Below are 13,600 nucleotides of genomic sequence, written 5' to 3' on the forward strand. Positions count from 1 at the left end.
AGCAAGCCGATCAGTTCGAGACATACCCCGCGATGACCTGCAACAGTTTAAAGGCTGTGGCTGCATCGTTCTCGACGACCGCCAGAAATTCCTCCTCACCGATCCGTAGGCAGGACAGTTCCGTTTCAGCCACCATGCTCAACGCCCGAGGCTCTTTTCGGATCAACCCCAGCTCTCCCACCAACGCGCCCGCACCAACCGTTGTGATCAATTGATCGGCCTCGCCCGAACGCGGCAGGTACAATCCTGCCTCGCCCTCAAGGATGACATAGGCGCCATCGGTTGGCTGATCATCCTTCAGAAACACCACCTGGCCAGGTTTCGCTTCGAACCAGCGCGCACCAAAGGCCAGCAGTCGAAGCTGGCGACGGTCGAGCCCAGAGAACAACGGGGTCTGCTCAAGCGCACGCAATTTGCGTACCAGATCGGCAGACGCCGCACCGTCGCCGTCGACGTCGGTTGGGCCTTCACCCGTCACGACCCGGCCCTGACGGATTTCAACATACATGTCGAAAACATCTGGATTTTCGAACGCATCATTTAGATAGATTACAGTAGTTTCGGGCAGCAATTCACGCAGATTTTTATAAACTGCGACCTGTGTCTCCATATCATAGCTGGCAAGCGCGGTTTCCAGGATCAGAATATCTGGCTTTTTGATCGCAGCGCGGGTAAAGGCCAGCGGTTCGGCAAATACGGCAGGCAAGTTCTGGCCGCCAATCGAGACCGGAACATCATAGATCAGTTCCACCACCATCGGTCGCGCCCCGTTTTCAGCCAGAACATCGACGATCAGTTTGCGCGCCTCGTCGGTCCGCGCACCGCCGATCTGGCTGACCTTGCCAAACAGTGCGTTTTCCATAACCGTCAAACCGGGTGCAAAGGCATTTTCGTCCAACGGGACGAATACATCGTGCAAGGGTTCCAGCAATTTGGCCGAATGGCTGTGGCGAAGCTCAAGAATGCGGTTCTTCAGCTCATCCGAAAACGCCGGGCCAATCTGCTCGGCCGAGATCACAAATGGCACCGAAAGCAAGCTAGCCAATTGTTCGTCATCCAGCCCGTTTGCGCCTTCCTTCCGGGTTTGCTCGACCAATTCAACCGCGGCCTCGTAGGTCTGGGCCTCAAGCCCCAGCTTGCGAAACAAAGGATGATCTGTTCCATCAAGCCCAAATATCTGGCGCAGCATCTCAATTACGTCGCGTGTCAGGCTGATCAGGGTTTCATCCAACCCCAACTCGCGCAACTGGCCCAGAAACACGGTCTGCTGTGCCAGCAATTGTCGCGTCACCGGAACGCAGGGGGTGGCAAACAACAGGTTCTCAGCAACGGGTAGCGCAGGGTTATACGCGCAGCGATCGAAAATCAGCGCCTGCTGATCAAGCCCGGCCTCGCGCACCGCCTTCTGAACCCGAGGGCGCAATTCGACCAGCTTTGCTGCCAGTTCCGGGCGCTCATTCGCATCAAACACCTGCTCGGCACCGCGCTGAAACAACGCCGCGCCCGAGCCCATGCCATCGATCAGTTTCAGCCACCAATCGCGCAGCCGCGCCGTATCGTCAAAACCCGCCATTCCGGGGTCAAGCCATTCGGCGTTGAATGGATCAGCACTATTGCCTGCCCTCAGCGTCTCGGGGAAATCCGGATCCTCGGTGGACTTGGACAATGGATGTGACCGCATCGGCATCATCACATTTTCACCCAACGTGCCCTGAAACATTATGGGGCGCGAGGTTGCTAGACCTATTCGTTGGGCAACAACGCTTTGATGCAGGCCAGCCATATTGATGCCGCCGATTTCAATACGGCCAGAGGTTGGCAGTATCTCGCGGGTCAGCAACTCGGTCAGCGCATGGCGATCTTCCTCGCTGGTGGCCGAAATGCCGACCGTTTTACCTGCTGGGAACGTCAGGTCCAGATCATCCAAAACCTGATTGCCGTCGATATCACGAACCGAGACTTGATTCAGTACGATATCGCCATTCAGATGTGGACGATCCGCTGGCTCTCCGTCAAACAGGGCCTCATCAATCATTCCATCCGGTGCGAAACGATCAATCACAACATCCCATCGCAGCGACATGTCCTGCGTTTGATTATAATAGGTCAGCAGTTCTTTCCAGGGTGAGCTCAAGTCTTTGTAAGCCGCCAGCGCAGCCACCAGAGCACCCAGCGAAACAGACCCCTGCAACACCAGCAGGCCACCGACAAGGTAGAACATGAATGGCGTCAGCTGCGATATGAAGTTGTTGATGAACTTCATAAAGAACTTCTTCTGATAGATCTCAAAGCGGATGGCGAACAGGCGCCCCAGCTGATCCGAGATCATCGCCCGCCGATAACGCCAACCGCCATTGGCGCGCAGGGTCGAAGCACCGGCAGCGTTCTCGCCGATCTGGGCAGCCAAAACGCGGACCTCTTGAATGCGCTTCTTGTTCAGAAGATTGATCTGGCGTTGCAATCGCGGGATCAGCCAGGCCTGCAGCGGGATCAACGCCACCGCGGCCAGTCCGAACCAAACGCTTTGGAGGAACAGAAAGGACAGGATCGTGATCATTTGTCCGGCCTGCAGCACGGGCTGACTGATCGCATCCCCCATCAGCCCACCCATCGGTTCGCTTTCAGCGGTTATCATCGAGACCATTTCGCCCTGACTGACCCGCTCAAAATATGGTTGTGGGAAGCGAAGCGCGCGGTTGATCAACTGATAGCGAAAGCGACGCAGCATACGCTCGCTCAGAACACCCTTCATGGTGTTGATACGCATCTTCATCAGCCCGTGCGCCAGCACCGCAGCCAGAAAGGCAAAGCACAGGATCATCAGAAAAGTGGTCTGCGTCAGGCTATAACCCCAGACATCGACAATCTGACTTGTCGCGCCGATTGCGTCATTGATGATGCGCTTGGGCAGCTCCAACGTCAGGTAAAGCAAAGGAAACAAGGTCGACGTCACGGCCAGCAAAATCAACTGGTCGCGCTTCGAGTATTTCCAGATGAACTGAAAGATCGATCGTTCTATTGAACCCGCCCCTACTAACGATCCGCCGCTCAAATCACTGATTTTGGCGTGAATACAACGGGCCGAATTTACCGCAATCGTATCCTCGGAAGCAAATGAATTTCCGATTTGCGCCTAATTTGCGTTGTGTGAACAAGTTCATTTGCGCGTTTCGCGTTTACCCCCTAATCTCCTGATTCAGGACGATATCGGGAGGATTCATTTGCCTGCCAGCTTTGGCGCTGTGTTTCTGTTGCTGTGCCTGCTTCAGATCAAACACATGTTCGCCGACTATTATTTACAGACGCCCAAGATGCTTTCCGGGCGAGGCACGTATTTCCACATGGGGCGCGCGCAACATGCTGCTGTGCATGTTGTGGGTTCGGTCGTGATTTTCGCGCTCTTTCGCGCCCCGATTGAATTCATACTGATCATCGCTGCGTTGGAATGGATCGTGCATTTCCACATCGACTTTGCCAAAGCCAACTATTCTGACCGCAAACAGTTGCAACCCAATCAGGCCGCTTTTTGGCGTGCCGCTGGTCTGGATCAGTTGTTTCACAACCTTACTTATATTGGCATGGCCTGGGCTTGGGTGGCTTTCGCGGCTTAAGCTTCAGGGTACCACCGGTCGGTTCCGCTTGATCGTCCGCAGCACGACATTCGTTTGCGCGCTGGCGACGGCGGGCAATCGAAACAAGAAATCTTCCAGAAACGTGTTGTAAGCAGACAGATTCCTGCACAAGACACGCAGATGATAATCGGCCTGACCAGTCGTGGCGTAGCATTCCTGCACTTCGGGGCTGATCTCGACGGCCCGGATGAAGTCGACAATCTTGTCCGGGTCATGCCGGGTCAGGTGAACATGCACGATTGCTTCGAACGTCAACCCCATCTCGGCAGGATTCACCAAAGCGCCGTACCGTTCGATCACCCCAGCCTCTTCCAGCGCGCGCACCCTGCGCCATAGGGCTGAGGCCGACATGCCGACTGCATCTGCCAATTCGGCATTTGAAACCCGGCTGTCATTTTGAAGCAGCGTCAGAATGCGGCGGTCCCGATCATCAAGAGCGGTCATCTTGGAAAGATTCATCCGTAATTTTAACTAAATCTGGTGAATCCTATCATATTTTGCAGAACTCGCACAAACTCTGAAACAGAAATTCACCTGCGGGGGGTTAAAATAACCGAACACCAAGGACAAAAACCCATGGACGCGCAGCAATGAGCCACCACGAACCCTCTCCCCGCACCTATCGGCTTGAAGACCGCTATACCCTGACGCAGGGCCGGGTTTTTCTAACAGGCACGCAAGCCTTGGCGCGGATTATGATGGACCAGGCCCGACGCGACCGTCAGGCCGGGCTGAACACGGCGGGGTTTGTCTCGGGCTATCGCGGATCGCCACTGGGCGGGCTGGATCTTGAGCTATGGCGCGCAAAGGACCGGCTGAAGACGGATCGCATCACGTTCATGCCCGCCGTGAACGAAGACCTCGGCGCAACGGCGGTTCTTGGTGCGCAACAGGCCATTTTGGACCCGCATTGCGAGGTCGAGGGCATCTTTTCGATGTGGTACGGTAAAGGCCCCGGTGTCGACCGATCAGGCGATGCATTGAAACATGGAAACGCATATGGGTCTGCGCCAAAAGGTGGCGTGCTAGTCGTGGCAGGCGATGATCATGGTTGCGTCAGTTCTTCGATGCCGCATCAGTCGGATGTGGCCTTCATGTCGTGGTTCATGCCGACATTGAACCCAGCCTCGGTCGAGGAATATTTGGAATTCGGCGAGTACGGGTTCGCTCTGTCCCGTTTCTCAGGCACCTGGGTCGGGTTCAAGGCGGTCTCGGAAACGGTCGAAAGCGCACGGTCCGTCGATCTGCACCCGGATCGCAGCTTTTCCCTGCCGCAGATCGACTTGCCCGAACGCGGCTTGCACGTCCGCACCGCCGATTTGCCCTCGCCCGAGATCGAGACCCGCATCCAACACAAGTTGCGCGCCGTTCGGGCCTTTGCCGAAGAAAACCCCATCGACCGGCGTATTTATGACATCGACAACGCGAAGTTCGGCTTCGTGACCACCGGCAAGGGGCACCTCGATCTGATGGAGGCGCTGCGTTTGCTGGACCTTGATGAAGCCGCCTGTCGCCGCTTGGGGATCGACATCTACAAGGTTGGCATGGTCTGGCCGCTGGCCCGTCGCAACGCGTTGCGCTTTGTGAAAGGCAAGGCCGAAGTTCTGGTCGTCGAGGAAAAGCGCGGCATCATCGAAAGCCAGTTCAAAGAATATTTCTATGACTGGCCCGGCGACAAACCCCAAAAGATGGTAGGAAAATATGACAGCCATGGCGAACCGCTGATCCCATGGACCGGGGAACTCAGCCCTTTGATGCTGGCCCCTATTGTTGCCGCCCGACTTAACACGTTCTTCCCTGAAGAAAACCTGCCTGCCAAAGCGCGTGCACTGACTGAGACAGAACCGCCCGTGATCAATGTCCCGGGCGCAACACGGACACCCTATTTCTGCTCGGGCTGCCCGCACAATACATCAACCAAAGTTCCAGAAGGCTCTACCGCTGCCAGCGGCATTGGTTGCCACGTAATGGCATCTTGGATGGATCGCGAGACGGTCGGGTATGCACAGATGGGAGGCGAAGGCGTACCCCATGTGGTGGCCTCACAATTCAATGGCGGAAAGCATATCTTCCAGAACCTTGGCGAAGGGACGTGGTACCATTCTGGATCACTCGCGATCCGTCAGGCGGTCGCGGCAGGGACAAATATCACCTATAAAATCCTCTACAATGATGCGGTCGCAATGACCGGAGGGCAACCAGTGGATGGACCTGTCAGCGTTGCAGGCATTGCCCAAACCTGCCGGGCTGAAGGCGTTGCGCGGATCGCGCTGGTCTCGGACAACATTGCCAAGTTTCACCGATCCGATTTCCCGGCTGGCACCACATTCCACGACCGGGCAAAGATGGACAGCCTGCAACGCGAACTGCGCGACATACCCGGAGTCACGGTCCTGATCTATGAACAGACGTGCGCCACCGAGAAACGCCGCCGCCGCAAGCGTGGGACAATGGAGGACCCCTCGACGTTCGTCTGGATCAATGATCTTGTCTGCGAAGGTTGCGGCGATTGTTCGGTCGCATCGAATTGCCTGAGCGTTGAGCCGCGAGAAACCCCGCTGGGGCGCAAGCGCAAGATCAATCTAAGTTCGTGCAACAAGGATTTTTCGTGCTTGAACGGGTTCTGTCCGAGTTTTGTGACCGTTGAGGGCGCAACCCGACGAAAGCGCGCCATCGAAATGGACTTCAATGCGCTTGAAACAGGCCTGCCGGACCCAAAGCTTCCATCTTTGGATACACCGTTTGATCTGCTTGTGACAGGCGTGGGTGGCACTGGGGTTGTCACGGTTGGGGCCCTGATCACTATGGCCGCGCACCTGGAAGGCAAAGGTGCCTCGGTCCTGGATTTCACCGGATTTGCGCAGAAATTCGGCACGGTACTCAGTTATATCCGCCTTGGCGCAGCTCCGGATGCGCTTAACCAAGTACGCATAGATCAAGGCGCTGCGGATGCGGTGATTGGCTGTGATGTGGTGGTGAGTTCGGCCCCCAAAGCCTCAGCTCATTATGCCCGCGGGACACGCGTTGTGCTGAACAGGGCTGAGATGCCCACCGGCGATCTTGTCCTGCGTCGCGATGCCCAATTGCGGGTCGATAAGCGGGAACAGGCGATCGCAGATGTGGTTGGGGTGGACAATCTCGCCAGCCTTGACGCAAATGCAATAGCTGAGGCGCTACTGGGGGATTCCGTCTTCGCCAACGTCATTTTGCTGGGTTATGCATGGCAAAACGAGCTGGTTCCGGTGTCGCATCTTGCATTGGCTCAGGCCATCTTGCTTAACGGTGTTGCCGTCGAAAAAAACCGGCTGGCCTTTGCTCTTGGGCGTTGTCTGGCGGCTGACCCCGACCGCATTCACGCGCTGGCACTACCCGAAGAGGCAAACGGCACCTTGGATCAGGTGATTGCGCGTCGGGTGGCGTTTTTGACAGATTATCAGGATGCCGCATATGCGGATCGCTATGCGCAACAGCTTGAAGCAATCCGCGCGTCAAACCCGAAAATATCCGACGATATTCTAGAATCCGTAGCCCGCAACCTGTTCCGTTTTATGGCCTATAAGGACGAGTTCGAAGTGGCCCGGCTGCAAACGTCCCAAAACTTCGACAACGAACTGAAGCAACAGTTCGAGGGAGATTTCAAAACCAGTTACCACTTCGCCCCGCCAATGCTCAGCTGGCGCAAGGACGAACGGGGCCGCCCCCTCAAGTTTGCACTGGGCCCATGGATGCGCCCGGTTCTGCGGGGACTGTCCCGTCTACGTGGTTTGCGCGGCTCGGTCCTGAACCCCTTCGGCTATCACGCCGAAGCGCGACTGCATCGAGATATCCTAAACTGGTACCAATCGCTGTTGGACATGTATCTGACAAACCCCTCCGCCCATTCCGAGGCCGAGTGGCTGGACGTGCTGTCAGCTGCAGACCAGATACGCGGTTTCGGTCCAGTACGGGAAGAAAGCTATGAGAACGCGCGCGCGATGGCGCGTTAACCAAGCACCGAGAAACTGCTATCGGTATTGACCGGTCGCTTGCGGGAATAGAAACCGGTGTCGATTGTGCGCCCAATGTAAGGCAGTTCAAACTGCATCGGCTTGTCGTCATGATCCGCACCGCCTTCGACGTAGTCGATCAGCGCAGCCATCATTTTGCCCGCAATCGGCGCGTTCTTGTATTGGTTACCGCTGGTGCCGCAGGCCATGTAAAACCCCGGCAGGCTGGACTTGTCATAGATCGGAATCCAGTCAGTCGAGGCATCATACAAATCCACCACTCCACGGGTTCTGGAGGGTATCCCCAAGCTAGGGATCCGTTGGGCATAACGCATGGCCTGCGTGGTCCATTGATCCGTAAAATCGTGGTTATAGCTTACATCATCTTCGCACCATTGATGCGGATCACAAGCCGGATCCTCGGAACCGATCAGAATATGATTGCCATGTTCTGGACGGCAATACAGCGCGATATCACTATCCGAGACAATTGTTCCTTGCGTTTCGAAATCAAATCCTTCGGGCGCGGGTACATGCACCACCTCCTGCCGCAGCGGGCGGGTCCGAATTGTCATGTCGCCCAGAACCCCGGCCATTTCGTTGACAAGCGCTGACCCGGGACCGGCAACATTCACCACCACTTTGGCGTGGATTTCTTCACCAGAGGCAAGTCTGACACCTGCGACGCGCCCCTGCTGCGACAGGATTTCGCGCACGTCTGCGCCCGTTCGCACTTCGGCACCATGCAGCTTGGCGGCATCCATCAGGTTTTGCGCCGACAAGGCCGGATCTGTCACATAGCCTGCTTTCGGCCAGAACACTGCGCCCTGAATCCGATCTCCGTTCGGTTGGCCGAACTCCGGATCATCCATGCGCCGCGCCGGGGCAAAGCTGTCCAGAGAATAGATCGGCAGACGTTCGGTAATCCGCTCAGGTGTCCATTCTTCAAACGGACAATCCAGTTCGGCGCTGTATTTCTTATGTTTCTCAAGAAACCCATTGGCCTCGGTCTTGACGACCAAACAACCGGTCTCACGAAACTGCGCCAAATCGGCTGTGTCGGGCAAGCCCAGATAGTTCGCCCAATCACGCCAATAGTGATAGCCTTCCCAAGCGAACGCGGTTCCATCGAGGGTCGAATAATGCATCCGAATTATCGCGCAAGAGCCTGCGGTCGAGCCATGCCCAACCTGCGCATTGCGATCCAACGACAGAGTTTTCCAACCGGCCTTGGACATCTCGAACGCGATGGCGGCTCCGATCACACCGGTGCCAATGATGATTGCGTCAGGTTGGTTCATGTCCTGCCCCTTCCCAGAGACGTTTCGCATACGCGCTGAATTCGGTGATTTCCTCGGGTCGCGGTTCGACCCCTGTAAAAACATAAAGGTAGTGTGGAACCATCGACAGCCTGATCGCCAATGGTTCGTTTAACTGCGCCAGATCATATCCGATCTGCATATAATATAGCACCCGCGCCCGCGTCTCTGCCTCGGTCTCATCATAGTTGAACCGGATGAACATCGCGCGCAGCGCGGCCAGGCGACGGGCATCGGACTGGTCCAGCATACGCCGCACCTTTCCCGATCTTCGTGCCCAATCCCGCACAGCAAAATCAAGCGCCGTTTCGAATAGTTCGGTATTCACAACGCAGCGCTGAACATTGCAAACCGCAGCCGTGATCGTTTCAGCAGGCAATTCGGATTGAGCGATCAAGGCCGCCGTATTTGTCGCCTGCCATCGCGCCAGCAGCGCATCCAGTAATTCCTGCCGCGACTTGAAGTACCAGTAGAATGATGAGCGCGAGACCGCCATCCGCTCGGCAAGGTTCATGACTTTCACCTGCTCGACCCCGTCCGAAATCAGGACGTCCATGGCCACGTTCAGCCAATCATCGCGCGTGACCTTGACGTTACCAATCAGTGGTTCAGCTTCGGGATCGTCCCGGTGCAGGATGGGTTTGGTGTTCATTCAACTCTCCGGCGGTGCGCCGCCCTCTTCTGTACGGCGCGCTATGAAATCCTTCAACGCACCAAGGCGATCCGTATCTGATGCCGGTGCTTTGAAATTTGCCAGGATTTCCTTCCAAACACCGGTCGCGCGGTGGTTGGCGTCGATCGCACCACGCTCGGTCCAGGTGCCGAAATTGGCGTAGTCATGCAGGTGCGGTTCATAAAACGCGGTATTATAGCGCTCCATTGTCTGGCTCGTGGCGAAGAAATGTCCGCTGGGTTCAACCTCGCTCAGCGCTGAGTCAAAGCCGATCTCAGCCCCACGGGCCTGTGCCCCTGCACAAAGCTCGGCCACCATGTTCAACACTTCGGCATCGCAGATCATCTTCTCGAAAGATACGGTCAGGCCACCTTCGAGCCATCCGGCCGAATGAATGATCACCGTCGCCCCGGCCATCAGGCAGCCCCACAGGCCGAACTGGTTTTCATTGGCGGCCTGAACGTCGTTGATATTTGCCGCAGACCCCGCCGCAGACCGCCAGGGCAGGCCCAGATACCGGGCCAACTGGCCCGCCGCCAAAGACGCCTGAAAATGCGAGGGTGTCCCGAATGCAGGCGCCCCTGATTTCATGTCGACATTGCTGGTAAAGGTCCCATAGCACACCGGCGCACCGGGGTTGGTCAGCTGGGTCAGCGTCAAGGCCGCAAGCGCCTCGGCATGGGACAGCGTGATGGCCCCGGCCACCGTGATCGGAGCCATTGCGCCCATCAGGGTAAAGGGTGTGATGATCGACATCTGACCATGGCGCGCAAAGTCGATCAGCCCCTGAGCCATTGGAATATCCAGCGTCCGCGGGCTGTTGGTGTTGATAATCGTGTAACAATGGGCGTTAGCGCGGAACTCCTTGTCAGACAGACCTCGCGCCGTCGAGAGCATCTCGAAGCAGTCCATCACTTGCGGCGTGCCTCGCGAGAAGAAGAACGGGAACTTATCCGTCAGCTCCATCTGCGCTTGTGTGGTGAAATAGTGCCGCACATTGGTTGGCACGTCCTGCGGTTCGACCTGCGGTGAGATCATCTGGAAGACATCAAAGTGATGAGTGAGCTTTAGGAACTCCAGATAATCCTGCCCACTCGCTGGCCGCCGACCGCGTTCCAGATCGGTCGCGTTTGGAGCGCCAGCCCCGGGTTGGAACACCAAAGAGCCCAGCTCCAAAGTGAAATCCCGGTGCCGCGCGCCCGCCCGGCAGCCGATGGATTTCGGAGCTGAGGCCACCGCAGCCTCAACCATATCCCGCCCGATGAAGACCATTTCGCTGTCTTCATCCACGCGGGCGCCACCCTGCGCGTAGATTCGCCGCGCTTCGGGCAATAGAACTTTCACGCCCAACTCTTCCAGTGTGCGCAATGCGGTGTCGTGCATATCTGCAATCTGATCCGTCGGGAACACTTCCATCTGTGGAAACGGATTGCGCAACTGGCGATAATTCACCTCGCGACTAGATTGCGGGGCGGCATCGGTCCCGCGCCCGCGCCGTCGGCGTCTTTGGCCCAAGTCCGACATGGTCAACCTCGCATCGCTTTGCCCAGCGGGTCATAAGGCGACGGCGCAATTACGCGGGCGGGTCGTTCCACACCGACCACATGCACCGACAACTCGGTGCCCGGTTCAGCCTTGTCGCGGTTGACCAAAGCCATGGCCAGCGACTTGCCCGTGTAGTGGCCATAGCCACCCGAAGTCACAAATCCAACGCGCTCATCCCCAGCCCAGATCGGTTCATACCCACTGGCATCTGCGTCCAGCGCATCAACCTCAAGCGTCACTTGAACTTGCGCCGGACCGTTGCCATCGCGTTCAGCCAGCGCAGCCTCTTTGCCAACGAAATCCTTGTTCCAGTCGATCCAGCGATCCATTCCGGTCATGCCTGGCGTGTAAAGCTGAGTGAATTCTGCAGACCAGATACCAAAGCTCTTCTCAAGCCGCGTCGACAGCATCGCGTTGAATCCGCATTCGCGGATACCGTCCCCGGCCCCAGCCTCAAGCAGCATCCGGCGCAGTTTGATGTGGTCGCCATAGCGGCAGTTTATCTCATACCCTTTTTCGCCCGTCACCGACATACGCGCCACACGGGCACGCACCAGACCGATATCAAAGTCGCCGCAGCCCATGAATTTCAGGCCTGAGATATCCTGTTCTGCCAGTTTCTCGACCACAGCCTGCGATTTCGGCCCAACCACGGCAAAACCGCAATATTCTTCGCCCAGATCGCGGATATTCACGGCGTCCATCATGTGATCATTGAACCAGCGCATATGCCATGCGCGCAGATAATAGCTGCCCATGATCCACCAGGTCCCGTCGCCCCAGTTCAGCACGGTCAGATCACCCTTGAGGCGGCCGTTTTCACCCAGCATCGGAGCCAGTTTGGCACGCCCCGGTGCAGGCAGTTCCGACGCCATGATCCTATCCAGCCAAGCCTCGGCATTTGGCCCTGTGACCTCGAAGCGCGAAAAGCCCGAGATATCCAGTAGTCCCACGCCTTCGCGGATGGTTTTGCACTCCTCAGCCACGATGTCGTGCGCGTTCGAGCGTTTCAGCGTCGGCGTCTCTTCAAAGCCTTCGGGCGCAAAGTAAAGCGGCACTTCCAGATCCCAACTGACGCCCCATTTGCACCCCGCCTCGGTCATTGCATCATGGGCTGGGGCCATCTTCAGCGGGCGACCTGCGGGCAGTTGCTCGTTCGGGTAAGTCATCACGAAACGACGGGAATAGAACTGACCGGTTGTTTCGCGGATGTAGCGTTTGTTCTGAGCGAAATCGCCATAGCGCGCCACGTCCATAGGCCATGCGTCGGCCTCAGGCTCGCCATGAATCATCCACTCGGCCAGCGTCTTACCGACGCCGCCACCCTGCAGGAATCCGGCCATCACCGCACAGGCTGACCAATAACCGCGCTTGCCTGGGACCGGACCGACCAGCGGGTTACCATCGGGTGAGAAGGTGAACGCGCCGTTCACCCATGTTTTGATGCCAACATTCTGGATCGACGGGTACCGTTCAAAGCCCAGCGTCAGCTCGTTCTCGATCCGGTCGAGCTGTTCCTGGAACAATTCTTCACCGTAATTCCACGGCGCACCGTCCATAGCCCAGTGCTCGTGATCGACCTCGTAGATGCCCACCAGAACGCCCTTCTGGTCCTGTCGCATATAGGTGAAGCCTTCAAGATCAACCGTCATCGGCATCTCGAAATCCGCCTCGGCCACCTCAGGCACCGTATCGGTGATCAGATAGTGGTGTTTCAGCGGCGAAACCGGCAGCTCCACTCCGGCCATGCGCCCCACCTGTTTGGCCCAGAGGCCAGCGGCGTTGACCACATGTTCACAAGTGATAGTGCCTTTGTCGGTCACAACTTCCCAACCATCCGCAGTCTGCGTCAGGCTTTCGACCTTGGTTTCTTCGTAGTATTCCGCGCCACGTTTCTTGGCCGCTGTTGCATAAGCCTGAACCGTACCGGTTGTATCGATGTAACCTTCGCGATCCGCCCACATTGCGCCCAGCACGCCGTCGGTGGACATGATCGGGCAGCGTTTCTGCGCCTCCTCTGGCGACAACAACTCACAGTCGTCGATGCCGATAGACTGGAAAATGCGGTAGTTGGCCTGCAGCCACTCCCACCGTTCGGGCGTGCCCGCCAGCGTCAGGCCGCCGGTCATGTGCAGGCCGATATTTTGGCCCGATTCTTTTTCGATCTCGCTCAGCAGATCGATCGTATAGGCCTGCAGCGACGCCATGTTCGGATCTGCGTTCAGCGCATGGATGCCTCCCGCCGCGTGCCACGAAGACCCCGAGGCCAAACGCCGCCTCTCCAGCATGACCACATCTGACCAGCCAAACTTGGCGAGATGGTACAGAACCGAGGCGCCGACAACGCCGCCACCGATGACTACGACACGATACTGAGATTTCATCCTGCGCTCCCCTGCATGACTCGCAGAGGACGCTAGAGGCACTGTTCACTTCTGTCTAGAC

General features: G+C 57.3%; 8 protein-coding genes. 2 read left to right on the top strand and 6 right to left on the bottom strand.

The annotated features are described in order from the left end of the window. Positions 1-10: 10 nt before the first annotated feature. Positions 11-3,052: an ABC transporter transmembrane domain-containing protein gene (locus AC2TEM_RS09775; protein ID WP_170424429.1), complete on the bottom strand. Its 3,042-nt coding sequence runs from the start codon at positions 3,050-3,052 to the stop codon at positions 11-13. A gap of 169 nt (positions 3,053-3,221) precedes the next feature. Here AC2TEM_RS09775 and AC2TEM_RS09780 point away from each other — a divergent pair, with 169 nt between their 5' ends. After that, positions 3,222-3,611, top strand: a complete 390-nt coding sequence (locus AC2TEM_RS09780) for a DUF3307 domain-containing protein (protein ID WP_170397621.1) — start codon at positions 3,222-3,224, stop codon at positions 3,609-3,611. A 3-nt stretch (positions 3,612-3,614) separates the two neighbouring features. Here AC2TEM_RS09780 and AC2TEM_RS09785 read toward each other — a convergent pair whose 3' ends face one another. Beyond that, entirely contained in the window at positions 3,615-4,076 is a 462-nt protein-coding gene (locus AC2TEM_RS09785; protein ID WP_170424431.1) for an Lrp/AsnC family transcriptional regulator, read from the bottom strand. A 146-nt stretch (positions 4,077-4,222) separates the two neighbouring features. Here AC2TEM_RS09785 and AC2TEM_RS09790 point away from each other — a divergent pair, with 146 nt between their 5' ends. Next, the gene (locus tag AC2TEM_RS09790; RefSeq protein WP_480856157.1) at positions 4,223-7,618 is read left to right on the top strand and encodes an indolepyruvate ferredoxin oxidoreductase family protein; all 3,396 of its coding nucleotides are present in this window, start codon (positions 4,223-4,225) and stop codon (positions 7,616-7,618) included. Here AC2TEM_RS09790 and AC2TEM_RS09795 read toward each other — a convergent pair. Genes AC2TEM_RS09795 through AC2TEM_RS09810 form a run of 4 tightly spaced genes read right to left on the bottom strand, consistent with a single transcriptional unit; the run spans position 7,615 to position 13,539 of the window. Then, entirely contained in the window at positions 7,615-8,919 is a 1,305-nt protein-coding gene (locus tag AC2TEM_RS09795) for an FAD-dependent oxidoreductase (RefSeq protein ID WP_170799713.1), read from the bottom strand. The two genes, AC2TEM_RS09790 and AC2TEM_RS09795, sit on opposite strands and share 4 nt — an antisense overlap. Further along, positions 8,906-9,589, bottom strand: a complete 684-nt coding sequence (locus AC2TEM_RS09800) for a TetR/AcrR family transcriptional regulator (protein WP_170424436.1) — start codon at positions 9,587-9,589, stop codon at positions 8,906-8,908. The genes AC2TEM_RS09795 and AC2TEM_RS09800 overlap by 14 nt, the downstream gene beginning before the upstream one ends. After that, a complete protein-coding gene (locus AC2TEM_RS09805; RefSeq protein WP_170424438.1) occupies positions 9,590-11,134 on the bottom strand; it encodes a trimethylamine methyltransferase family protein in 1,545 nt (514 codons plus the stop codon). It lies immediately after the preceding gene. Positions 11,135-11,136: 2 nt separating this feature from the next. Beyond that, the gene (locus tag AC2TEM_RS09810; RefSeq protein WP_170424440.1) at positions 11,137-13,539 is read right to left on the bottom strand and encodes a GcvT family protein; all 2,403 of its coding nucleotides are present in this window, start codon (positions 13,537-13,539) and stop codon (positions 11,137-11,139) included. Positions 13,540-13,600 lie beyond the last annotated feature (61 nt).

Source organism: Ruegeria sp. HKCCD3925 (genome assembly GCF_057221175.1).

Excerpts from the sequence above, each read along its gene's own strand:
- AC2TEM_RS09785 (WP_170424431.1), bottom strand. The coding sequence starts at position 4,076 with ATGACCGCTCTTGATGATCGGGACCGCCGCATTCTGACGCTGCTTCAA.
- AC2TEM_RS09790 (WP_480856157.1), top strand. The coding sequence starts at position 4,223 with ATGAGCCACCACGAACCCTCTCCCCGCACCTATCGGCTTGAAGACCGC.
- AC2TEM_RS09795 (WP_170799713.1), bottom strand. The coding sequence starts at position 8,919 with ATGAACCAACCTGACGCAATCATCATTGGCACCGGTGTGATCGGAGCC.
- AC2TEM_RS09800 (WP_170424436.1), bottom strand. The coding sequence starts at position 9,589 with ATGAACACCAAACCCATCCTGCACCGGGACGATCCCGAAGCTGAACCA.
- AC2TEM_RS09805 (WP_170424438.1), bottom strand. The coding sequence starts at position 11,134 with ATGTCGGACTTGGGCCAAAGACGCCGACGGCGCGGGCGCGGGACCGAT.
- AC2TEM_RS09810 (WP_170424440.1), bottom strand. The coding sequence starts at position 13,539 with ATGAAATCTCAGTATCGTGTCGTAGTCATCGGTGGCGGCGTTGTCGGC.